The sequence below is a fragment of the Natronotalea proteinilytica genome (genome assembly GCF_055379935.1).
Genome location: NZ_AP043947.1, coordinates 1230112 through 1253622 on the forward strand (window position 1 = coordinate 1230112; position 23511 = coordinate 1253622).

At 55.4% G+C, this 23511-nt stretch carries 21 protein-coding genes; 7 read left to right on the plus strand and 14 right to left on the minus strand.

Features of this window, described 5'->3' with window-relative positions:
• Both ACZ5AL_RS05055 and ACZ5AL_RS05060 read right to left on the minus strand, forming a co-directional pair.
• A complete protein-coding gene (locus ACZ5AL_RS05055; protein ID WP_464512603.1) occupies window positions 1–366 on the minus strand; it encodes a hypothetical protein in 366 nt (121 codons plus the stop codon).
• A gap of 300 nt (window positions 367–666) precedes the next feature.
• Window positions 667–1032, minus strand: a complete 366-nt coding sequence (locus ACZ5AL_RS05060; RefSeq protein WP_464512604.1) for a hypothetical protein — start codon at window positions 1030–1032, stop codon at window positions 667–669.
• A 537-nt stretch (window positions 1033–1569) separates the two neighbouring features.
• On the opposite strand from ACZ5AL_RS05060, the gene ACZ5AL_RS05065 reads away from it, so the two are divergent.
• From ACZ5AL_RS05065 to ACZ5AL_RS05075, 3 genes are all read left to right on the plus strand, one after another.
• Window positions 1570–2412, plus strand: coding sequence for a ParA family protein (locus ACZ5AL_RS05065; RefSeq protein WP_464512606.1), 843 nt, complete (start codon window positions 1570–1572; stop codon window positions 2410–2412).
• A gap of 331 nt (window positions 2413–2743) precedes the next feature.
• Window positions 2744–3580, plus strand: coding sequence for a ParA family protein (locus ACZ5AL_RS05070; protein ID WP_464512607.1), 837 nt, complete (start codon window positions 2744–2746; stop codon window positions 3578–3580).
• Between the two features lie 24 nt (window positions 3581–3604).
• Window positions 3605–4189, plus strand: a complete 585-nt coding sequence (locus ACZ5AL_RS05075; protein ID WP_464512608.1) for a hypothetical protein — start codon at window positions 3605–3607, stop codon at window positions 4187–4189.
• Window positions 4190–4626: 437 nt separating this feature from the next.
• Here ACZ5AL_RS05075 and ACZ5AL_RS05080 read toward each other — a convergent pair whose 3' ends face one another.
• Window positions 4627–4881, minus strand: a complete 255-nt coding sequence (locus tag ACZ5AL_RS05080) for a hypothetical protein (protein WP_464512610.1) — start codon at window positions 4879–4881, stop codon at window positions 4627–4629.
• 305 nt (window positions 4882–5186) lie between these two features.
• Between ACZ5AL_RS05080 and ACZ5AL_RS05085 the strand changes: the two genes are divergently transcribed.
• Entirely contained in the window at window positions 5187–5471 is a 285-nt protein-coding gene (locus ACZ5AL_RS05085; protein ID WP_464512611.1) for a hypothetical protein, read from the plus strand.
• A gap of 676 nt (window positions 5472–6147) precedes the next feature.
• Here the strand turns inward: ACZ5AL_RS05085 and ACZ5AL_RS05090 are convergent.
• Together ACZ5AL_RS05090 and ACZ5AL_RS05095 are read right to left on the minus strand one after the other, a co-directional pair.
• Entirely contained in the window at window positions 6148–7710 is a 1563-nt protein-coding gene (locus ACZ5AL_RS05090) for a trypsin-like peptidase domain-containing protein (RefSeq protein WP_464512612.1), read from the minus strand.
• A 229-nt stretch (window positions 7711–7939) separates the two neighbouring features.
• A complete protein-coding gene (locus ACZ5AL_RS05095) occupies window positions 7940–9340 on the minus strand; it encodes a class II fumarate hydratase (protein WP_464512614.1) in 1401 nt (466 codons plus the stop codon).
• 262 nt (window positions 9341–9602) lie between these two features.
• Between ACZ5AL_RS05095 and panC the strand changes: the two genes are divergently transcribed.
• The 3 genes from panC to ACZ5AL_RS05110 all read left to right on the plus strand — a co-directional run bounded on the left by panC (window position 9603) and on the right by ACZ5AL_RS05110 (window position 11946).
• Window positions 9603–10493, plus strand: a complete 891-nt coding sequence (gene panC, locus ACZ5AL_RS05100) for a pantoate--beta-alanine ligase (RefSeq protein WP_464512615.1) — start codon at window positions 9603–9605, stop codon at window positions 10491–10493.
• Between the two features lie 45 nt (window positions 10494–10538).
• The gene (gene panD, locus ACZ5AL_RS05105; RefSeq protein ID WP_464512616.1) at window positions 10539–10940 is read left to right on the plus strand and encodes an aspartate 1-decarboxylase; all 402 of its coding nucleotides are present in this window, start codon (window positions 10539–10541) and stop codon (window positions 10938–10940) included.
• Between the two features lie 148 nt (window positions 10941–11088).
• Window positions 11089–11946, plus strand: a complete 858-nt coding sequence (locus tag ACZ5AL_RS05110; protein ID WP_464512617.1) for a 3-hydroxybutyryl-CoA dehydrogenase — start codon at window positions 11089–11091, stop codon at window positions 11944–11946.
• A 130-nt stretch (window positions 11947–12076) separates the two neighbouring features.
• On the opposite strand, the gene ACZ5AL_RS05115 is transcribed toward ACZ5AL_RS05110, so the two are convergent.
• The 9 genes from ACZ5AL_RS05115 to ACZ5AL_RS05155 form a co-directional block, all read right to left on the minus strand.
• Window positions 12077–13339, minus strand: coding sequence for a CAP domain-containing protein (locus ACZ5AL_RS05115; protein ID WP_464512619.1), 1263 nt, complete (start codon window positions 13337–13339; stop codon window positions 12077–12079).
• 235 nt (window positions 13340–13574) lie between these two features.
• Window positions 13575–14402 (minus strand): undecaprenyl-diphosphate phosphatase, encoded by an 828-nt coding sequence (locus ACZ5AL_RS05120; protein WP_464513271.1) that lies wholly within the window; start codon window positions 14400–14402, stop codon window positions 13575–13577.
• 228 nt (window positions 14403–14630) lie between these two features.
• On the minus strand, window positions 14631–17300 hold the full coding sequence (locus ACZ5AL_RS05125) for an ATP-dependent Clp protease ATP-binding subunit (protein WP_464512620.1): 2670 nt from the start codon (window positions 17298–17300) through the stop codon (window positions 14631–14633).
• Between the two features lie 291 nt (window positions 17301–17591).
• Window positions 17592–17942, minus strand: a complete 351-nt coding sequence (locus ACZ5AL_RS05130; protein ID WP_464512621.1) for a HesB/IscA family protein — start codon at window positions 17940–17942, stop codon at window positions 17592–17594.
• A 179-nt stretch (window positions 17943–18121) separates the two neighbouring features.
• The gene (locus ACZ5AL_RS05135) at window positions 18122–19861 is read right to left on the minus strand and encodes a lamin tail domain-containing protein (protein ID WP_464512623.1); all 1740 of its coding nucleotides are present in this window, start codon (window positions 19859–19861) and stop codon (window positions 18122–18124) included.
• A 250-nt stretch (window positions 19862–20111) separates the two neighbouring features.
• Complete coding sequence (locus ACZ5AL_RS05140; RefSeq protein WP_464512624.1) at window positions 20112–21389, minus strand: amidohydrolase; 1278 nt, start codon at window positions 21387–21389, stop codon at window positions 20112–20114.
• A gap of 104 nt (window positions 21390–21493) precedes the next feature.
• Window positions 21494–22411, minus strand: coding sequence for a dTDP-4-dehydrorhamnose reductase (gene rfbD, locus ACZ5AL_RS05145; protein ID WP_464512625.1), 918 nt, complete (start codon window positions 22409–22411; stop codon window positions 21494–21496).
• Window positions 22412–22512: 101 nt separating this feature from the next.
• Window positions 22513–22983: an RNA polymerase subunit sigma-54 gene (locus tag ACZ5AL_RS05150; protein ID WP_464512626.1), complete on the minus strand. Its 471-nt coding sequence runs from the start codon at window positions 22981–22983 to the stop codon at window positions 22513–22515.
• A gap of 9 nt (window positions 22984–22992) precedes the next feature.
• Window positions 22993–23496, minus strand: a complete 504-nt coding sequence (locus ACZ5AL_RS05155; RefSeq protein WP_464512628.1) for an acyl-CoA thioesterase — start codon at window positions 23494–23496, stop codon at window positions 22993–22995.
• Window positions 23497–23511: the final 15 nt, after the last annotated feature.

Here is a 23511-nt window from a genome sequence, read left to right on the forward strand (position 1 = left end):
TTACTCTAGCGTGAGCTTCTCGTCGATTTCCTGAATGCGCAAGCGAGCAAGTCCGAGATTGGCCTGCTCACGGTTAAGCATCACGTACGTGAACACGTTATCATTTTCAGGAAGAACCCGTATCAGATGATACTCATCGTTAAGCGAGATCAGAATCTCGTTGAGTCCGTCATCAATACCCATCCGGTCAATCATTTCCTTTTTTGACCGCACGACTTCCGTATTGGCTGCTCCAGCAAGCTCCATGTCGGTGCCCTCACCACCAATTGTGCCTAGGGTCATACCGGACTGATAATCAACAAGGGTTGCACCGGTCGCACCCTCAATCTCCATGATTTCTTTGAGCGACTCGCGAATGTTGGCCATGTTATTGAAGCTGATTGAAGTGAAAAATCACACTGCCCTCTTTTTCTGTGGGGCAATGCACATAGCGGTAGTGGTAAAGCGTTAAATGGCACCTTCCCTCAAAGGAGGGGTCCCCCGCATTTTTCGTTTGTCATGCTAAACGCAATGAAGCAGCTCAACACGAGTCGACGGAGGACTACGGCAGGCACACGGAGAACGCCACGCAGCGCGTTCATGCTGGACATGAGCGGCTGGCGCCTATATCCGTCTGCCTACCGGTGTCAGGATGCCCCACAGGCCCTTCGCATTTGCGACCAACGGTTACTGCAATTCGAGATCTTCATCGATCTCTTGCAGGGTCATGCGGGCCAAAGCCAGGTTGGCTTTTTCGCGGTCCAGAATAACGTATGTGAACACGTTGCTGTTTTCGTGAAAGACGCGGGTGAGGTGATACGATTTGTCGAGCGACACGAGAATTTCGTTTACCGAATCGTTGATGCCAAGCTTGTCAATCACGGAATTTTTTGAGCGGAGCACTTCAGTACTCGCAGCACCAGCGAGTTCCATGTCAATGTCGCCCCCACCGGTGGTTCCTAGCGTCATGCCAGACTGGTAATCAACAAGGGCTGCTCCCTCTGCTCCATCAATATCCATGATTGCAGAGAGTGATTCGCGAATGTTAGCCATAGTAGAATGGGTAGGTTTGGGTGATACGTTAATACAATTGCCTGGAACGCAACAATATGTCGTGCGCAAACTCAGGCAAACCGTAGCGGGACTCATACCACCTATGTACCTAAACGTCGTATGTTTTGCAAACGAACGTGTATTTTTAGGGAGCCTACCTGTTCTCTACTGCTGAATATGTGCAGACCTCATGTTTGTGTTGGACCGGATCACGCTTGATGTATGCATTACTTTTTTTCTCTTTTGTTTTTATCTTTGCGTTCGTTCTGTAACGATATGCAAATGCCTGTGGTATGAGCTGATCTGAGGAGCACATATGAGCCATTGACCTGTTAGTAAGATCCACTGTTTTGAAAAGGACCGATTTATACCGCCACTTAAGCGCTCCACACAACGTCTACACTGTTATGCAGTGAGTTCTCACATGCTACCCTTCTCATGATTCCCCGTTAACCCGTACAAGCCGGCTCCCGTCCCCCGGTGCTATGTCTTTGGATTAGCACTGTCTTCCCCCACCTTGCACCTGTTAGTACCCATATGCATACAATAGCTATCCTCAATCATAAAGGCGGCGTAGGCAAAACGACTACTGCACTGAATGTCTCATCATTCCTTGCTGAACGCGATCATCGTGTGCTGCTGATTGACCTTGACAGCCAGCGTTCTGCTTCTCTCACGATGGGCGTGCCTCGTCATGTTCTTGATGAAGGGCCTTCGTCAGCGGATCTGCTGTACAGGCAATCCACTGTAGAAAACGCTTGCTATTCAGATACGTGGGAAAACATCGACCTTATTCCCGCCTCTATGGATATCGCGCATGCCGGCGTACGTCTTGATACGTCGAACGATGGTCCCTGGCGTCTACACGCAGCACTTAACCAACCAGATGTTCAATCCGAATACGATGTGGTTGTGCTTGACTGTCCACCATCAGTGTCGGTGGTAACGCTCAACGCACTCCTGGCCTCTGATAGCCTTATCGTTCCAACTGCTCCCTCATATCTTTCTCTGGAAGGTCTCCAAAGCCTGGGCAAAGTCATCGACTCTACGCGCTCCACATACAATGTCCAAATCAGCATTGCAGGGATCGTCCTTACCATGATGGATGCAACGGATTCTGAAACACAAGCAGCTGCGCATCAGCTTCGCAGCCATTATGGCAAAAAAGTGTTTGATGCATCGATTCCGAAGGATCCAACACTGGAGCATGCCGCGGCTCATCATCGCTCAATCTTCAGTTACGCACCAGACTCGAAAGGGGCGCGTGGATATGCTGCATTGACTGAAGAGGTTACCCAGCGGTGGAAGCATTATGATACCGTGCTAAGTGGCATCCGCAAGGCTTCATCATACGAAAACCGGCCGTCGTCCCTTATGTAGTGATGGGTGTATGGCCCAACATTGTCATCGCGGGGAGAGAGTGTGTGCGACCGACGCGGCGCTGTGAGGGCTAGGAACGAGTATGCCCTTCTTTAAGTCGGGAGGCCTTGCTGCGCTCGCAATGACAAACCGTCTGAAGGGGGGAGGCTACATCCGAAAACAAGCACTTAGACGATCGCTTAACGACGCCCCCTCCATGCCTGCATACCTGATACCAATGACGGCATTGCCAGCTTTATAATGGCGTGATATTTGAGGCCTTATCCACTGTATGTATCTGCCTTACGGGTTTTCTCTCTTACGTACTTCTTATTCTTAACTACGTACTGCTATGCTGCAAACGATTCCTGTTGTCAACAATAAAGGAGGCGTCGCAAAAACCACTACGAGCGTAAACCTTGCTGCAGGCATGGCAAAGCGTGGACGCCGCGTACTGCTCATTGACCTTGACAGTCAAGGGTCTGCCTCGCTGGCACTGGGTACGACACGCGACAACCTAAACCCCAGCAGTGCTGATGTTTTATTTGGGGATGCCCCTTTGCAACAGGCCATTCGAAGTACAAACATCTCTAACCTCAATCTCCTAACCGGTTCACTGCGCTTGGCCAATGCCGATACGCGTCTTTCGGCTACGAATAATCGTGAGCAACATCTCAATCGACTTGTCAAATCGGTTGAAGATGACTACGATCTCGTTGTTGTTGATTGTGCCCCTTCGACTTCTTTACTTACCATCAATGCGCTAGTAGCCGCAGACGGCTTCATCATACCGATTGCACCGTCGTACCTCTCGTTGGAAGGTGTTATCAGCCTAGGCGAGGTGGTTCATAACGTTCGCCAAAAGATGGGGAAAGCGGCCCCTGTACTTGGTGTGCTCATGACGCGTGTTCCACCGGCAGACAATGATGCCGAGGGGATTATCCATCAGGTGCGCGAACATTATGGCGGTAAGGTCTTTGATACTATAATCCATGAAGATCCTGCAATAGAAGCAGCTCCTGGACATGGGCAGTCTATCTTCGAGTATGCGCCCAACTCACAAGGAGCACACGAACACCGGGCCCTGATTGATGAGGTCGAGGAGCGGCTAGACCGCTATGGTGAAGTTTACAAGACGATACGGCAAAATCGCGAACACCGCCGTGCCGACCTCTCCTCTAACTCCTAACCTCCCATAACCTCCTCCCGGATCATGCTTACCGTCTCTTCGATCTTCAAAGATTTCTTCGACCGCCCCGAAGACGACCCTCTGCTCAACGAAAACACAGAGGAGGATCCAGCGGCCTCCGACGCTACCGACGCGCAGGATGGGGAACCGGAAGGCCATCCGTCAGACAATGCCCCTTCCGATGCAAATCCACCAGTGAGTGGAGATGGCGCGCGTCGCCCTTCTCGCATCCAGAGTTCTGACGACCGGTCTCCCCCTGACCGCGATTCACCCTTGCCTCCGGACACGGGCGGTATATTAACTGGGCTCGATTCAAGTATTCGCGCAGCTGGCGTCGATGAGAACGACGAAGCAGCAAAGGCAAATGCCCCAACCCCCGACCCTCCTAAAGGCGACAAGAGCGAAGAGGGGCCGGTTCGAACGAAAAAGTTCGTGGTTCCCTATCACGCCACCGAAAAAGACCTCTACGCCGTAAACGATGCTTTGGCCAACGGCTGGTCGTTTCGACGTATCGCTGTCTCTGGCGTACGCTCGTCGATGAAGCCACAGGGTAAGAAAATTATTATTATCCTGGAGCTTGATGAACCCCGCTCACTGTTTGACTTTTAAACGATCTTACGGCTTATACATACCGCTACGCTACTACAAACGAGTCTCACTTCCGATAGCTGTCCTGCCACATGTCAGTGTTATGACGGTGGATACGAGTGGAGCAAGATCCTGGATCAGGTCCAGGGTAAGAGATGCTTCGTGCACGATGAGCTACATGACTGATGAGAGTTAGACGCGCCTCATCATCTGCGCAACTTCCAACCACCTACCTGTGGCAACGTGCCCTACCCGGAAGCGCTTTTGGGTAGGGCACGAAGAGGTGTGCATAGGAATTGTAAAGGTATTAATTACAGTCAGAAGTCCGGGTACTCAGTCGTTGCGTTTACACTGCGCCATTAGGAGGCGCAGGACGCACGGAGATCTCGTATCACATCAGCGAGTGACCTTCTTGCCCTCGATGAGACCGCGGACTATCCTGACGGTCGCTCCAGGAATCAGAAGAGCTTTCGGATCTCCTCGAACTTATCACGCTCAAACGAAAGGCTGTACTTATGCGGCTCGGCTTCATCGCCGACAGCGGTAAGCGGCTCAATGTCTGAAGCTTGCACGGTTTTGATGAACTCCTCAGGATCGCATCCAAGCTCGGCGGCAAAGTCGGCAGCAGTTGCTGCGTAGATCCCGCCATATGTCTTGATATCGCCTGACGAAAAGTTATCTTCCCCTTTCGGTTTAAAGCTTACGCCCCGCATATACTTGTTGGCTCTGGTGAACAGCAAGAGACATGCGTAACACTGAATACCCCCTCTCTTGGTTTCTGCCGAAGCAGCAATGTTGCAGGTCGCGCACGTTTTTTGAACGGTCCTTTCTTTTATCGGTCTATTCTGCTATCCTTTAGATAACCGACCGTGGATATCTTTCTTCGGATATCTTTCTTCTGATTGTTCGCTCCCCATCTGGTTATTCGGATTGCTGTCGACCCAATCTGCAACAGTCGCCCGCACATTCAGTTGAGAGGACACGGGATGTTTTGCTTGCTCACGAACACTGCATGTATATGGCCTCCTCGCAATACTCCGCTTCTGACATGATAGGTAGCGTTGCCGCACAACTCATGATCTTATATGACCACGCCATGAGCGAACAGAATGAGGAAGCCGCACGCGCATATGCGATGGCTCTGAATCTGGTCCGCCATGAAACCAAAGGAGTCAAGATATTTTTCGACGGCCCCCCGCCTACATTGCGGCAAATTCCCCAGGTGTCTTTTCCTGAAGAACTGATTGACCGCCTTCCGCCGAAGCATCGTCCCCGAGGACACGCATCTAGCGAAGAAGAATAACGGGTAGTGGATAAACGCTAAATGATAGGATAATCGAGCACCGCCGTTTTGTCTTGTTCGAACCCCCTCTCCCTTATTCCGCTTCGCTCCATCAGTCGCCCTCCGGGCTCGTGTCGGGTTTCTTCCCCTTAGCCAACTAGCCCTTGCACATAACTTTTTCTTCGCTATGTTGTTTATTTAACGTTGGTTACCTCCACCGCCTGTTCAATGAGAGACTGTTGTATCCTACAACAAGAACCCATTTGGGCGTCTGCTCGGGGGAATAGTCGGGGGAGTGGATCCTGAATCAAGTTCAGGATGACGTGTCGGGGGGACGGTGATGGAGACGAAAGCCCTTTCACCCCAAATGCCACCCCCTCGAATGTCATCCAGATCCTAAATCGAGTTCAGGACAGGCAAGCGATCATCAACGATTATCACCATCTCAGGTTGTGTGCATAGACTAGCCTTAGCCAAGGGGGAGATGTCCACAGGATCACGCCTGCGGCGAAGCTCGAAGACAGAGGGGGTTTGAGCGGGTTGCGATGATGTAAACCACATGTCAATCACTTAATATCTTCCCGCTACCGAATAACGAATAGTTGGACCGTATCTGTATATAGGCAACGCGGCTCGAAGGAGTATATACTCCTTCGAGCCGCGTTGCGTTTGTGCCATCGTGCAGCCAATATGTTCTTTACGAGCTTGGCTTCTGAATCGAGGTTACGAAGGTCGACCCCTGCTGATTCATCACGTGCACACGGAAGCTTTCGCCCTCGGCCACACTGTCATACGCTTCGGCAAAACTCTCCACATCAGGCGTATCTTGCCCAGCAGCCCGCACAATCATCTGGCGCGACTGCAAGCCCGAATCGCGAATCACAGGGTTGCGGACGTCAACCCGCTCGATAAATACTGCGCCCTCAAGGTTATCCAACCCAAGCCGCTCCAGGTCGCGTGCAGGCACATCACGCAGCGTGAGGCCAAGATCGTCTTGCAAACGCTCGTGAGCCGAGGACTCGGGCGACGGGCTGTCGGACTCTGCATCGGCAATCGCGCCGTCGTCGTCAAATCCGCCCAGCTCTACGGTGATCGTCATGGTCTCTCCATCGCGGTTGATTCGCAGCTCCACCGTATCGCCAGGTTGATGCGATCCAATGATATTGCTGATTTCAAGCGCATCGTTTAGCTCCTGCCCATCGATCGCCAGAATTAAGTCGCCCGACTGCAGTCCAGCTTCTTCAGCCGCTGTGCCTTCTTGCACCTCCATCACTTGGGCCGTGCCGCGCGGCAGATTCTCATTGCGAATCAACGATGCAGTGGCCTCCTGGTATTGCACGCCAAGGCGGGCACGCTCTACACGACCCGTTTCAACCAGCTGATCGGTAACACGCTTTACGGTGTTCGAGGGAATAGCAAACCCAATGCCCTGAAACTGTCCAGTGCGCGTAGCAATGGCGGTGTTGATACCGACCAGTTCTCCGCTGATATTAACAAGCGGGCCCCCTGAATTGCCGGGGTTGATCGACGCATCAGTCTGGATGAAGTTATGCACGCCGTATTCTTGCTGCCCCGGCTGCAGGCGCCCTTTGGCACTAATGATGCCTGCAGTGACGGAATTGCTAAGCGTTTCGCTAAGCGGCGATCCAAAGGCCATGACCCACTGACCAGTACGTGTGGCCTCGGAGTCGGTGAAGCTTACAACGCGCAGATTTTCTGCTTCAATTTTGATAACGGCCAGATCGCTGAATTCGTCGGTGCCTACCACCTCGGCATCGTACATTTCGCCATCATACATGCGTACACGCAGGTTGTCGGCTCCGTCAATCACATGGTTATTGGTTACGATGTGCCCATCCGCACGCACCACAACGCCCGAGCCAAGCCCTTGCGCGCGCTCGAATTCAGGGCTACCGCCACCGGGTCCACCGCCAAAGAAATCCTCAAAGGGGGTGCCCTCAAATGGGTTGCGCCCAAACGGATTACCGCGCTCACGCACCTGCTCAGCTTGAATTTGCACAACCGCCGGGTTGACCGATTCGGATACTTCCATAAATGCGTCTTCAAGGGAGAGGGCACGCTCAAAGCGCTCGCCATCGGCAGCAATCGCCGTTGTGCCTCCCGATCCCGATGCCCGGCTTTCTGTACCGGCAGCATCTCCTAACCCAAAAAGATTCGCTCCGGCCGTGGTAAAGAGCACTCCCGCGATGAATGCGGCAGTAAGCAACACAACCACTGAAATTTTTCCTTTGGCACTCATGATGGAATGCGGACGTTGGTGGACAAAAGTAAGTAACGATGTGTTGGTACCTCATCAAAAACAACGTACCAACGTGCAGTTTCGTATGCGGTGATGTATTCTCCAATCGTTGGTGCCTTATCACGTTTGCGCACCGCCTTTGATTGGCGGCTCTTATTCCGGATGCTGGAATAGCAACAATGATACCACCGCATAACCATTCATAACGGGCTGCCAGAACGTCGCACGTCTATTCGCCCGGCACACCAGGTTCGGTCATGGCCCGGATATCAAGATACTCGTCGAGTTCCTCTTGGCTAAGCAGATCCATCTCTTGAACGACGGTGCGCACGGCTTTCCCTTCTTTGACCGCTGTCTTGGCCACCTCGGAGGCTTTGTCGTACCCAATGGCGCTATTCAACGCTGTAGCAATGGATGGATTTAACTCCAGCAGTTCCTGGCAGCGTTTCCGATTGGCTTCGATGCCCTGCACACACTTCTCGGTAAACGCTGTAACGCTTCCGGTTAGAATCTCGATGCTTTCGAGCATGGCGTGTGCCATCACTGGCATCATCACGTTCAGTTCGAAGTTGCCGTGTTGCCCGCCGACTGTGATCGTCGTGTGGTTACCCATCACGCGCGAGGCAGCCATCATGACTTGCTCGCTCTGCACAGGGTTTACCTTGCCAGGCATAATCGACGAACCGGGTTGGATAGTGGGCAGCGTAATCTCTGCAATGCCACTGGTAGGCCCACTCGACAGCAGTCGCAAGTCGTTCGCAATCTTGAGCAGTGCGGTGGCTGTAGTGTTTAAGGCACTGTGCGCCTGCACGTAAGCCTCCTTACCGGCTTGCTCAGCAAAGTGATTGCTTGTCTCCTCAAACGGCACTCCACTTAAGCCGCTGATGTGCGCAATCGCCCGCTCTGGAAACTCGGTGTGCCGGTTTAGCCCCGAGCCGGTTGCAGTGCCGCCTAGAGCCACCTCGGTAAGCTCATCCGCGCCCTGCTGGACACGAGCGATGCATTTTTCCACCTGCGCAGCGTATCCCCCAAACTCTTGTCCCAGCCGAATGGGCGTCGCATCCATCAAGTGCGTACGACCACTTTTGAGCACATCGTCAAAGGCTTCCGCCTTTTCGACCAGTGCCGCATGAAGCTGCTCCAATGCTGGAACGAGTTCGTCGAGTAGAGCCGTGCGGGCGGCTACATGCATGGTGGTGGGAATCACATCGTTCGACGACTGCGACATGTTCACGTCGTCGTTCGGATGCACCAGCTTGCTGCCGCGCTCGCCGCCGAGCATCACCGAGGCCTCGTTGGCGATGACCTCGTTGGCGTTCATGTTGGTGGAGGTGCCACTGCCGGTCTGGAAAATGTCGAGCACAAATGCATCATCAAGCAGTCCGGCAATCACATCATGCCCGGCCTGTTCAATCGCAGCCGCTTTGTCTTCATCCAGCAGGCCCAGTTCACTGTTTGCACGCGCTGCAGCCACCTTAACGATGCCCAGTGCCCGAATAAAGGCACGAGAAAAGCGCAACGAGCTTACCGGAAAGTTATCAAGGGCGCGCTGTGTTTGAGCGCCATACGCAGCATCTTCAGGCACATCCACTGGTCCCAGCGAGTCATGTTCAGTTCGGAAAGAGGCCATAAGCAAGTAAGCACAAGCAATTGAGAGAAACGAGTAGCACTATAACATAGCAGATGTCGTGCGCTCTGCCTACGATCCTGCACAAAGATTTTGTCATTTTACGGAAGCGTTGCGGGTACGCTACCTATACGTTAAGTTATGGGGCCGTCTTTAAAACCTACTTTGAGTTTGTACCTTGGGCTCCCGAAAGCCTCCCCCCAATAAGGCTCTTAGCCCTTCGTCTGGTTTCCCCCGCTTTGTTTTCCCCTGTTTCCCCCTATTTATGGAACGCTTTACCGATGTCGATGCGATGCAGCGCTGGTCAGATGCCCAGCATCAACAGCAGCGCACCGTAGCGCTTGTCCCCACCATGGGCGCGCTACACAAAGGGCACCTGGCACTGGTAGAAGAGGCCCAGAAGCAGGCTGACGCGGTCATTGTTTCCATTTTTGTGAACCCCACCCAGTTTGCCCCCGACGAGGACTACGACGCCTATCCGCGCACGCTCGACGCCGACTGCGCCTCTCTATCCGACTACGACGGGGTGGAGGCGGTCTTTGCGCCCACCGTTGAAGCGATGTATCCGTTTGGCGCTTCGACCAGCCAGGAGCCCTACATTTCAGTGGATGTGCATACGCTTAACAATCACCTCTGCGGCAAGTACCGGCCCGGGCATTTCGAGGGGGTTGTTACCATTGTGACCAAACTCTTCAATGCCTGCAAGCCCGATCTAGCCGTGTTTGGTCAGAAAGACGCGCAGCAGCTTGTCATCTTAAAGCATCTTGTGCGCGCCCTTCGGTTTGATGTAGAGGTGATCGGCGTTCCGACCGTGCGGGAGGCCGACGGACTGGCGTGTTCGTCGCGTAATGCCTATCTAAGTGAGGCCGAGCGCGCTGAAGCTCCGCGCGTCTACGAGGCGATTCAAGCCGGTCAGCAGGCCATTGAAGCCGGGGAACAGCAGGTGGAAGCAGTGGTTCGAGCGATGCGAAGCCCGCTGACGGCATCGTCCCATGCACGCATCCAGTACACGTCTGTTGTTGATGCCCACACGCTTCAGCCCAAAACCCAGTTGCGCCCCGGCGACGACGTACTAATCGCCATAGCCGCATTCTTTGGCGACACGCGGCTCATCGATAATGCCTTTGTGCAGGTGCCGTCCTCTGCTTCGTCATAATCCCCGTTGTAACTCGCTGTACAGCTGATCCAGGACTTTTTTCGTATGACCATCACCATGTTCAAGGCGAAGCTGCACCGGCTTCGTGTCACCGAAGCCGACCTTTACTATGAGGGCTCAATCACTATCGACAAGGAGCTTCTCGATGCAGCCGGCATCCTGCCTCATGAAAAGGTGCAGGTAGTCAACGTAAACAACGGGGCCCGCCTTGAGACGTACACCATCGCCGATGAGCCCGGTTCGCGCACGGTCTGCCTGAATGGCCCCGCTGCACGGCTCGCCGCCAAGGGCGACCAGGTCATCGTGATCTCATACGCCGAAATGACGCCTGAAGAGGCCGAGTCGTTTCACCCCAACGTGGTGCTGGTTGACGAAAACAACGACCCTAAACAGCAGATAGAGGCCGAGCAGCCCGGCACCGTACGCGACGATATGCTGATTGCATAGCAAATCGTGCGCTGCTTCCGCCTGAAGTAGTATTAGGGAGCTTCTTGCACCGGCGCCGCGCTTTCGCGCATTCTTTGGTGGATGCTTGGGGCATGTTTTTCTACGTTGGAAGCACGCTCGCTGAAACCGCTTCCAACCTACTGAATCTATGTCTTTTTCCTCCGCCGCTGTTGTCGGAGCCGGTACCATGGGCAACGGCATCGCCCATGTTCTTGCGCTGAACGGCCTCGACGTTACACTCATCGACGTACATGAAGACGCTCTTTCGCAAGGCACCGACACCATCGCTGCCAACCTAAGCCGGCAGGTTAAGAAAGAGCACATTACGACCGACGAGCGCGACGCTACGCTCAAGCGCATTCACACGCACACCGATCTGGCTGAAGGCGTAGCAGACGTTGACCTCGTCATTGAAGCCGTCACTGAAACGACGGATGTGAAAGGGCCGATCTTCGAAACGCTCGATGAGGCGGCCCCCGCCGATGCTATTTTAGCATCGAACACCTCGTCAATTTCGATTACATGGCTGGCTGCACAAACAAGCCGCCCCGACCATGTGATAGGCATGCACTTCTTCAACCCCGTGCCTGTGATGAAGCTTGTAGAGGTTGTGCGTGGCCTGGAAACCAGCGATGCCACCCATGATGCTGTGCAGGCGCTTGCGGAAGACCTCGGCAAGACCCCAGTCGAAGTTAACGATGCACCGGGTTTTGTATCCAACCGTGTGCTGATGCCCATGATTAACGAGGCCGTGTTTTGCCTCATGGAAGGCGTGGCCAATAAAGAAGACATCGACACCGTCATGAAGCTTGGCATGAACCACCCAATGGGCCCACTCACGCTGGCCGACTTCATCGGCCTGGATGTATGCCTGGGCATTATGGAGGTGCTTCACCGCGAGCTTGGCGACGACAAGTACCGCCCCTGCCCCTTGCTTCGCAAAAAAGTAACTGCGGGCCATCTCGGACGTAAGTCCGGACAGGGGTTCTACTCGTACAACGGATAAAACCGTGTCAGACTGAAGCCAACATTGAAGCCGGAGTCCCCACGCATCGAATGGGGCTCCGGCTTCTTTGCAATTGATTTTGCAATTGATCTCGCCATTGATGCCAACTATGGCATCGGCTGGAGAGAGGTCACTCGTCACCTTCCAGCTCATGCTTCAGCTGCTCGACTGAGGTGGTTCCATTCACCAAGGCTCCATCGACCTCTACAACCGGGAGCATCACGCTACCCGTCGTACCAGTGCTCTCGCGGATTTTTCCCCACATCTCGTGGTTGTAGGCCATCTCCTCTCGCACATTGCGCATCTCGTAAGCAATGCCTTGGTTAGCGAGGTCGCGTCGAAGGGCTGAAGTGTTTCCACATTGCTCATGCCCATACACAAGAATGGTGGCTCCTTCGAATGGAGACGACGTAGTTGGTGGGAGAGTCGGGGTGGTGGGTCGCTGCTCCTGGATGGCGCCATCGAAGTCATCATTTGCTCCAGCATACGAGGTGGCATCGAACTCCGCCTGTCCACCGGGAAGTCCGCCAAACACGGCTGTGCGATAGGCGCCCTCACGATTGGGGTTGTCAAAACGAGGGCCATGTTGAATGGCCCCGCCCATGTGAGTATATGAGTCACCCATGATGATGCGGCAGTGCCCCGGACTATTGAGCCACCCTTCAACGGCACCTTCCACATTGGCGTAGAAGTAGGAGAGGATTTCGCCTGTTGACACAAACGAGGATGTTTGGTCTCGGACGCGCTCGTGTGGCGACGACCCATCGCTTCCGGTGTGTCCGCGGAAGATGTTCGACGTCATATCGTTAGAGTGATCTAGCGCAACGATGGCCAGATCTTCGCTCCACACTACTGGTCCTGTGGCTTGGAAGTACTCATCCCCACACATGCGGGCCTCACTGCGCGCCTCATTGATTAGTGGCAGGAGCTCTGCTTCTCGGTGATCGCCCTCTGGCACACGTGCGATGGGCCTGCGATCTGCCTCGGACGACGATGTGATGGTAAATGGGGCGGGATCAGCAAGCGGTTCGTATCCATCGTCGGCCAATAGCCAGGCAGCATAGTCGCCCGGCTTCAGGTCATGGTTGTGTAGCGGCATCGTTGCCTGTGGCATTTCATTGCCTGCCGTGCGCGATCCGTTGACATACAGCCAAAACTCGGATGGATTATGGCGGCTGGGCGTTTCATCAGCCTTGTAGATTCCAATCCAGTCGCGTGCGCTCTGGGAGCCCTCAAAGGTGACGGTGATGGGATCATCAGGCTGTATCTCGGAATCAGCGACATCCACCGATGGGGCTACCGATGTGCGTACCGTTTGCGCATCCGCGTAGTCTATCGAGATCACCAGAAGGAGGGTGAACACAAAGAGGTAGGGTGTAATCGTACGTAGCATGGGCACAGGTAGAGTAATTTTAACGGCACGAGACCCCGTAACGCAGGGTGTCTTTACGGGTTGTACACAAAGGGAGGCGCAAGGTGTATGCCGCAGTGTGCCATTAGATTCCGCTCGGACTGGGCTACGCTGAGATAAGAACGGCCTCCTCGCACGGCACGAGGGCACAGGACCGCTTTAAGACGCCTACAGCCGCTTTTCGAGGCGTTGTGGTGCACCCATGTGGATATGCGGGTTATCCTCCAAAAGCCACTAGGAGTCCACCCAATAGGGCAAGGCCGCCCAATCCAAAACACACAATCCAGAACGGGATGCGCGTCACCAGTTCCATGAGTCCGTAGATGGCAGCGTAGCCGACCACCGCCGCGGTAACGATGGCGACAACTGCCGCCGATGCGCTGATGCCAGGCAATCCGCCTGCGCTCATGACGGTCATAGCTCCGGCAGCAAGGCTGGCTGGGATGGAGAGCAGAAAAGAGAGGCGCAGAGCCACTTCGGCATCAAAGCTGCGGAAGAGCATAACGCTTACGGTGGTGCCCGACCGCGACACACCGGGCAAGATGGTGAAGCCCTGGAAGAAGCCAACGATGACGGCGTCGAGCATGGCGGGGTTTTCGCGCATGCCCAGTTCGATGGATTCTGCCTTCAGTTGGACGATGCCGGTGACGATAAGGAGCGCTCCAATCAGAGCAACAAACAGCCCGCCGCCCATTTCGGAGACGGCATCGACGGCCAGAATATACAGCGGGATGCCTACCACGCCGGTGACGAGGCAGGCGATGACGATGAACGAGGTGACGGATTGGGCTGGGGAGAAGGCTTCACGAGGCGTCCAGGCGGGCAGGGCGGCCACAGCTTCAGCAATGGTGTCGCGGTAGTACAGCGCGGCGGCGGCGGTCGTGCCGATTTGTACAAACAATGCCAATTGAAGGGCTTGCTCGGGTTCGCTTCCCACCAGTGAGAGCGCCATCGCAACATTGCCCTGACTAGATACGGGGAGCCACTCGACCAGGCCTTGCACAATGCCGGCAACCAGTGCGATCAGCCAATCTCCTGTTTGAATGTACACGTTCTTTGTGGGGCTCGTGGATGAGGTGAATCATTTGTGTGCATGCGCATACTTTGTAACGCGACTGTCGATTCGCACATGCAGGGAAGTCTGCATCAAGGTTTGCCCGCGTTGTAGTTCGACGTTGCAGCCCGACTGGTATCGCCCTTAAACACGACGATGCCCCTACCAGAACGGCAGAGGCATCGGAAGTGGTAAAGACCGATAGGAGCGAAGGCCTACTTAGTCGGTGGCGCGTTGCGCACCGCCAGAGCCAGGTTTGTCGGTAGAGGGACTACCGGAGGGGCTTGACGGCGGTGGTGGGGGCGGTGGGGTTCCGCCCAGTGCTCCGTTTCCATCGCCGAGGCCGGCTACATCGTCAAAGGTTTCGTCATCGCCGGTTCCGGCAGGCGCTTCGCCTTCTTCGACCTCGAAGCTAAGTTCGTCGGCTTCCTCCTCGTGCTTGAGAATAACCGTGTCGCCCGGCGTGATGCGGTCGTTGAGGATATCCTCGGCCATCGGATCTTCAACATACTTTTGGATCGCCCGGCGTAGCGGACGAGCCCCGTACTTCGGATCGAAGCCTTTGTCGGTCAGGAACGACTTGGCGCTTTCCTCAAACTCAACGGTGAGCCCAAGTTCTTGAGCGCGATCGAACAGATCGTTCGACATGATGTCGATGATCTCGAAGATGTCTTCGCGCTCCAGCGCGTGAAACACGATCACATCGTCAATGCGGTTCAAGAATTCAGGATTGAAGACGTTCTTGAGCGCGTCTTGTACGGTGCTCTTCATCGTCTGGTAGTTCATCGTTTCCCCGCTCGACTGCGAGAACCCGATGCCTTTCCCTAGACTCTTAATGTCATTGGCTCCGATGTTCGAGGTCATAATGATGATGGTATTGCGGAAGTCCACGCGCCGCCCAAGTCCATCGGTTAGCACGCCATCATCTAGCACCTGCAGCAAGATGTTGAACACATCGGGGTGGGCCTTCTCGATCTCATCGAGCAGGATCACCGAATACGGCTTGCGACGCACTTTTTCCGTGAGCTGCCCGCCTTCTTCATAGCCTACGTAGCCGGGAGGGGCCCCCACGAGGCGGCTCACAGCAAATTTCTCCATGTACTCGCTCATGTCTACGCGGATGAGCGAATCTTGCGAGTCGAACAAGTACTCGGTAAGCACTTTGGCCAACTCGGTTTTGCCCACGCCGGTAGGCCCAAGGAAGATGAATGAGCCGATGGGTTTTTCGGGGTCTTTCAGGCCAGCGCGCGTACGGCGGATAGCTTTCGAGAGCTTTTTGATTGCCTCGTCTTGGCCCACCACGCGTTCTTTGAGCGCGTCCTCCATTTCGAGAAGCTTGCGCTGCTCCGGCTCCGAAATCTTGTCAACGGGGATGCCGGTCATCATTGCCACGACTTCAGCAATGTTTTGCGTCGTTACGTCGTGGATCTGTGTCTCGGAATCTTCTTGCCAGGCGCGCTTGGCCTCTTCGAGCTTCTCTTGCAGCTTCTTCTCGCTGTCGCGGAGGCGAGCGGCCTCTTCAAAGCGCTGGCTCTTAACAACTTGGTTCTTCTCTTCGCGGACCGACTCAATCTCTTCTTCGAGATCCAGAATCTCTTGCGGCACCTCGATATTGGACAGGTGCACGCGGGCACCCGCTTCATCCACCACGTCGATGGCTTTATCGGGCAGGAAGCGCTCGGTGATGTACCGATCGCTTAGCTGCACGGCCAGCTTAACAGCTTCCTCGGAGTAGCGGACGTTGTGGTGCTCTTCGTAGTACTTTTTGATGTTACGCAGAATGTCGATCGTTTCCTCGGGGGTGGAGGGATCGACAATGATTTTCTGGAAGCGACGGTCGAGCGCGCCGTCTTTCTCGATGTTCTGGCGGTACTCATCAAGCGTGGTGGCGCCAATGCACTGCAGGTCGCCCCGGGCCAGTGCCGGCTTGATCATGTTCGACGCGTCGAGGCTTCCCGACGCACCTCCAGCCCCAACAATCGTGTGGATCTCGTCGATGAAGAGCACGACCTCGGGGTTTTTCTCCAGCTCCTTCATGACGGCCTTCATGCGCTCCTCAAACTGGCCGCGGTATTTTGTACCCGCTACCAGCGAAGCCAAATCAAGCGTTACGATGCGCTTATCATAGAGCACACGGCTCACCTTGCGCTCTACAATGCGCATGGCTAACCCCTCGGCAATGGCTGTCTTTCCCACTCCAGGCTCACCAATGAGCACCGGATTATTCTTTTTGCGGCGACTCAAGACCTGAGCCACACGCTCGATCTCTTTCTCGCGCCCAATGATAGGGTCGAGCGCCCCTTCCTCAGCCATTTCCGTGAGGTCGCGACCGAAGTTGTCTAAAACCGGCGTTTTGCTCTTTTCCATTTTACTTCCTTCTTTTCCATATCCCGAAGATAGTCCACCTCCTGATCCACCCCCACCACTTCCGGTGGTAGATGAAGAGGCTTTACCACTAATGATGGAGTCTAGTTCGTTTCGCACGGCGTCGTAGGTCACAGAAAACCCTTGTTGAAGAATCTGAGCGGCGATGTTTTCATTGTCACGAAGCAAGCTAAGCAGCAAATGTTCGGTGCCAATCACATCGCTCTTGTAAAGCTTCGCTTCCAGGTACGTGATCTTAAGCACTTTCTCCGCTTGCTTGGTAAGCGGAATGTTGCCTACCGAGAGCGCGCTCCCCTGACTTCGAACGGTCTCTTCCACCGACTTTTTCAGTTTGAGCAGATCACATCCGAGATTGCGTAGGATTTTGATCGCGATTCCTTCGCCCTCTCGAATAATCCCGAGCAGCAAATGCTCGGTACCGATATAGTCATGGCCCAGGCGGATGGCTTCCTCGCGGCTGTAGGAAATTACGTCGCGGACTCGGTTCGAGAAATTGCCTTCCATACGAAATCATAGGAAACCGTGAGGATGTGTCCTGCGCAGACACTGATAGCGAATGAAGCGATGCTCCTTGGCCCCCGTGCCCAGCTGCGGAAGTGGGCATGCACAGGAGGTGGGCCAAGGCCGCTTTGCTTGTGTCTCAAAAAGAGATATACAAAGCGAGAGGGGCCACAGGGCCGATGCGAAGTTACGGGAATGCGATACCAGCCCTCCATTGCACTGTTCCTCTACAGAGCGGGAGGTTGCTGATAATTGTCAAGCGTACCATACGAAGACGGAGGCCTGAGCGCGTTGCTACGATGCAAAACTAGAGCCGCACCCACACGTCTCGGTCGCGTTTGGATTTTCAAACGTAAACCCGCGGGCGTCTAGCCCATCGTGATAGTCAATGGTGGTGCCCATCAGATAGAGACCGTGGCGCTTGTCCATAAACACCGGAATTCCGTCAAGGTCGAACGCCTGATCTTTGTCTCGCTTTTTGTCAAAGCCAAGCACATAACTCATGCCCGAGCAGCCGCCCCCTTTCACGCCGACCCGCAACCCATACCCATCAGGGATTTTCTTGGTACGCATAATTTTGCGGATCTCCGAAGCTGCCGTATCGCTCATGGAAATCGGCGCACGTTTTTTGGTTGTAGTCGCCATAGTACAGCGGTGTGTTGGTGAGCAGTGATGCGTCTTTCGTTGCTTTGATTCACTCTGTCAAACGGAACGCGAAAAACAGCAGTTCCAACACGTTTTACGCATTCGCTCGTACCGTGCGTTCGGTGCTCGGTTGTGTATAGTACGTTACGACATGGATGGCCTCTGTTACATGACTCCCGTTACATGGGCCGTCCAACCACCAGTGTAGCACGATGATGTGCTGTTTCGCCTGTACTCCACTGCTGCGCCTCAAATAACACAATGTACATCCCAATGCGCACCGCCGTCCCCCCGTCGCTGCGCCCATCCCACAACACTTCGCCTGTTGGACCTGTGAGGACCGTTTCTTCAACCTTGCGGACCTGACGACCGTGAGCGTCGAAAATCCGAAGCTGCACCCAATCCGGATCGAAAGACAGCGCATACTGGATTCGGGCGGCCTGGTCTTGATCGGGATCAAACGAAGATGGGCTGATCTGCAGTGGGTTCTCTGATGCGGTAGCGGGGGGCGGTCCCACCGAATTCGGCCCGCCCGGTGTGCCGCCCTCTGGATGTGTGCTGCTGGTCCAGTTGGTTGCTTGTTGTCCGGGGGCGGTGCGACTGATGCGTTCCAGCGCCACGCCGCGATCATCACTCAAACCGGGCGCATGCCAGTCGGGCGAATACGAGACGGTAGCCACGGATTGCCCGTCGGCACGGTGTACGCGTACACGATCTTCTTGCACGCGCAATCCCAGTCGGCTGCGAGGCACCGCGATCACCGTTGCCGCATCGATCTGGTTGTGCTGAGTAGGAAACGCCCGTTCGAGCGTGTTCAGCGCACCATCTTCTACATCGTGCGGTTCGGCATAGACAACAGCATAGGCGTCGGGGGGCAGCACGGTGCGGCCAATGCCTAGATCCAGCGTATCCGCTCCCCCTTGTTGACGCGGACGGTTGGTGGTGAACAGGCCTTGCAACGAAACATGCCGATCAGTCACATTCAGCAGTTCCACGTACTCAGGCTGGTTCGGTTGACCGTCGAAGTCGTCTTGCATCGGTCGGTACATGATCTCGTTGATAGCGAGTGCGCCTTCATCGGGCACATACGCGAGTGTCACCACCGCCTGCTCCGTTTGGTTGCCGCTGAAGTCGCGTACGCCGTCAACAATTAGGTTGGAGGCGCTAATCGCTGCGTCAAACTCAAGCCGTAGCGTTTGCGCGTCGGGGAGTTCGTGGATGCTGCCTTCCTCGTTTCCTGCAAGAAATAGGGCCTCCGAAAGCGACGCCGGATCGATGGCCTCATTGAAGGTCAGCGCAACGCCAGTGCGTTCGGCATTGACTTCCGCAAACGTGGGCACGGGCGGATCGATGTTGGGCGCGAATACGCTGTTGGGCTGTCCCGGACTGCCCCCTGTCGGAGCTTCTGAAGAGGCCCAGTTGAAGGCAGCCTGACTTGGGGCGTACGGGTCGATGCGTTCAAGGGAGACATCGCTGGTGCCGCCCCATGCGGGCACGTACTCCACCTCGTCTACGATGCCCGTGGCATGACGGATGATGACTTCATCGCCTCCATTACGTAGCGCCCGAAACCCGCCCGGATCCAGATATGGTACATCGGGGAAGCGTTCCTCGAACAGGTCAGGCGCTCGCACAATCACCAGAAAGTCGCCCGGATCGAGCCAGTGTGTCTCGTCAGCTATCGGTACGAACTCACGATGACCGTTGGCATATTCGAGCGTGCTCACATCCACTGGATCGTCGGAGCGGTTGTAGAGCTCAATGTATTCGTTTTGATGGGGTTGCGGCGCATACATGATCTCGTTGATCACCACATCGGGCGGTGTGGCATGTGCAGCCGATCCGGCTCCCAAAAGCAAGACCGCCACCCACACCCCTCTCCCCAATGCCGCCGCGCCCAGATACGATAGTAGACGCATAACAGAAATGAGTTATACACAAGGTTCATGGTTTTCTCATGATTAAGTGTATATCTCATCCCCCAAAGATGCAAGTGTATGAATACGTTTTGTCGGGCGTCGACGCTGAAGTCGGGGGCTTGTGTGGGGATATGCGGCCTCTCAAGAGTGCGTTGCCCCGTCTCTTTCGCGGAGCCACTCCACTCAAGATGACATCATTTAACGGAGGCGCGTTGCAACCCGAAGTTTGACGCGGGGCACAGCACTATCCTTATTGTGCCGCGCGGGCCTGGGGCGCTGGCGTTGGGGTGCGATCTTTTGAGAGGTTGCGGTCTAAATGACGCGTTAGCATTTCTGTCATGAGCCGGGATGTAGGCTGCAGGGCGGCCTCGTCAATATCAAAGCACTGGTGATGCAACGGATACTTCGTCTTGGGGCCAGAGGCGGTACCTACTCGAAGAAAGGCACCGGGTACATGCTTCAGATAATGCGCAAAGTCCTCGCCTCCCATACTATTTCGTGCGATCCGATGCACAGCCTGTGGCCCAAAAGTATCGCTGATCGTGTCGGCGGCGTGCTCTATGAGCCTCGAATCGTTCATGACAGGCGGTGCCCCATCTTCGAAATCAAGCTCGATGGCCGTGCCCGATTGCTCGGCCCAGCGATCGGCCAGGCGTTCCATGTACGAACGGATGGTGGCTCGATCATCGGGCTGCGTGGTGCGTAGCGTTCCTCCAAACGAGGCACGTTCGGGAATCACGTTGTGGGCTTCGCTTCCAGCCAGACGGCAGATCGTTAGCACCGCCGGGTTGCGTGCATCGGTGATGCGCCCCGTGAGCTGGTAGTAGGCCTGCATGAGCTGATTGGCAATCCAGACCGTGTCCACCCCTTCTTGGGGCCGTGCGGAGTGGCCACTTCCGTCTTGCACCACATGCACGTCAAATCGATCGGAAGAGGCCGTGGCCGGACCTGCGATGAGGCCGTACTTGCCTACCGCAAGGTGCGGGTCAACGTGCACAGCATAAACCGCATCCACCCCATCGAGCACGCCCCCCTCAATCATGAGTGGAGAGCCGCTAGGCAGTCCTTCCTCGTTGGGCTGAAAAAACACCCGCACGCGTCCGGGGAGTTCATCGGCTTGGCGTTGCAAGAGAAGCGCCACGCCAATCCCCATCGCTGTATGAGCATCATGCCCGCACAGGTGCGCTACGCCCTGACGTTGCGAGCGATACGGCACGGTTTTCTGATCCTGCGTAGGCAGTGCGTCGATGTCGGCCCGGTACGCGACCATCGGCTGGGTTGGATCCTTCGGCCCAATGTCTACAAAGAGTCCGGTGCCCGCAATGGGTCCACGTACATAAAGCCCGTACGCTGCAAGTGTTTTCTGGATAAACCGATGCGTTGCATGCTCTTGCATGCCCACTTCTGGATTCATGTGCAAGTGCCTGCGCACGGCAATCAAAAGGGATGCAAGACTGGCATCCTCTTCAAGTGCGTCGCGCAAGGGGCTGGGTAAGTGGGACGGATCGGATGGTATCCAAGAAGCCATGGGGAAGGGGGCAAGCATAAACGACAGACGAAAAGGGGAATCTCTTACACCGTTAACCCGGGCTGATAGATTCACGGCAAACGGGGCAGTGTATACATACCCTGTTACGTATGCAAGCCAAGTTCGGCGCCAACGGCCTGGATGCCCTCGGTAAGCGGCGTTGGCTGGTAATCCAGTTCGGTTTCGGCTTTCAGAATGATAAACCCCGTGCGCGGTGGGCGCGGTACAGCACGCTCAAAGTAGTCGCTGGTAACGGGATGGATCAGATGGGCATCGAAGCCAAGCACGTCTGCCACGGTGGTGGCTAGGTCGTAGACCGAGAGTAATTCGCGTCCAGAGATGTGGTAGAGGCCGGTCTTTTCGAAGTGAATGAGTCGCTCAATGCCTTGGGCCAGATCGTGCACGTAGGTGGGCGTGCGCCATTGATCGGTGACGATATGGACGGGTTCCTCGGCCGCTAGCTGGTCAATCAGCCACGATACAATTGTGCTGCGTGTGGATCCGGCGGCAGTGCCATAGACCAACACAGTGCGCACGATAGCCCACTTGGTGAGTCCGGCAGCCCGCACCGCATTTTCAGCAGCCAGCTTAGAGCGTCCGTAGTAGTTCACCGGATTGGGCCGGGCGTCTTCGGTGTACGGGCCGTCTTTTCCGTCGAACACAAAATCGGTAGATACGTGCACCAGCCGGGCGCCATGCCGACGGCAGGTGTGGGCCAGATGCTCAACGGCATCGGCATTGACAGTCCAACAGGCATCTTTGGCGTCGGCACAGCCATCCACATCCGTCATCGCTGCACAGTTCACCACCACGTTCGGCGTGAAGTCCTCGCATAGCGTCTCCACTGCCTCGGTATTGGTAATATCGAGAGGGGCATATCCGCACGAGCCAATGTCGAATCGGGGGGTATCGTCGCGTGCGGTGGCAAGCACATCGTATTCAGGCATCCGACTTAACCGTCGCGTAAGCGCTTGGCCAAGCAGCCCATTGGCCCCAGTAATAAGAACACGGTTAAACAACATTTTGCCTGGTTTTTGGTCGATGCACCGAAAGGATCTCCCTTCTAAGCGCATGATAAGCTACAGCACTGTGGAGATGCAAAGCAGAGCCGCTTGTTCATGTATTACAGTTTGAAATAGTACCGGAGTCCGGCGCTCGTGCCCAACTGCAATCCAACTTCGGGCAGCACCTCAAAACGGGGGCTGGCGTGCAGATACACCTCAAACCGATTGCGGTAGAAGTTGAGACCGACGCGGGCTCCAGCACCGGTAACCACACGCGAGCGGGTATCAAGGCTCCGCAATCCCAGAAACGCGCTTGGCCCCGCAAACACCCAGAGCGGCGACTCGGGAAGCGGGTGTTCTTGCAGCACATGGCCGTGCAAAACCGTTTGATCGCGAAAGTTGGTGCCTACGCTCAAAACGCCGGCCCACGGACGCGCACTATACACTTTGGCAGTAAACCCACCTGGCTGACCGACTTGTCCTCCAACTCCGAAGGATCCGGTGTCGCGCTGCGCTTCTGCGGGCGCCGCGTCAAGCAGTCCGCCTATCAGCAACCCAACGACCACCAAGCATGAGAAAAAAGAACGCATAGCGAGTACCTACTCATCATTCTGGGCGGCACGGACGGCCTCTACCATGTCGGCTTGCAGGTGATTGGCTTCGTCGAGCGAGAGCCGCCCGGCCAGCACCAAACGCACATCGCGGCGCTTTCCCGCGGCTTTGAAGCGCTCTTTCTGCTCCGCTGTTTCGGGCACCACTTGTGGCACCTTAATGGGATGCCCATCTTCGCTTAGTGCAACGAATGTGTAGAACGCACGGTTGCACTTGCGGCGCGTACCATCGCGCGGGTTTTCGACCCACACGTTCAGTTCGACCTCCATGGATGTGCGAAATGCGCGGTTCACCTGACTCTCAACAACCACGACATTGCCCTCCCGAATGGGACGCTGAAACTCCACGTTATCCACAGAAGCCGTAACGCACACACGGCGGGCATGGCGTTGTGCAGAAATCGCTGCACATTTATCCATCAGGTGAAGCAAACGTCCGCCCATCATATTGCCCAAGCCATTGGTGTCGTTGGGCAACACAATTTCAGTCATCGTGCAGCGCGAATT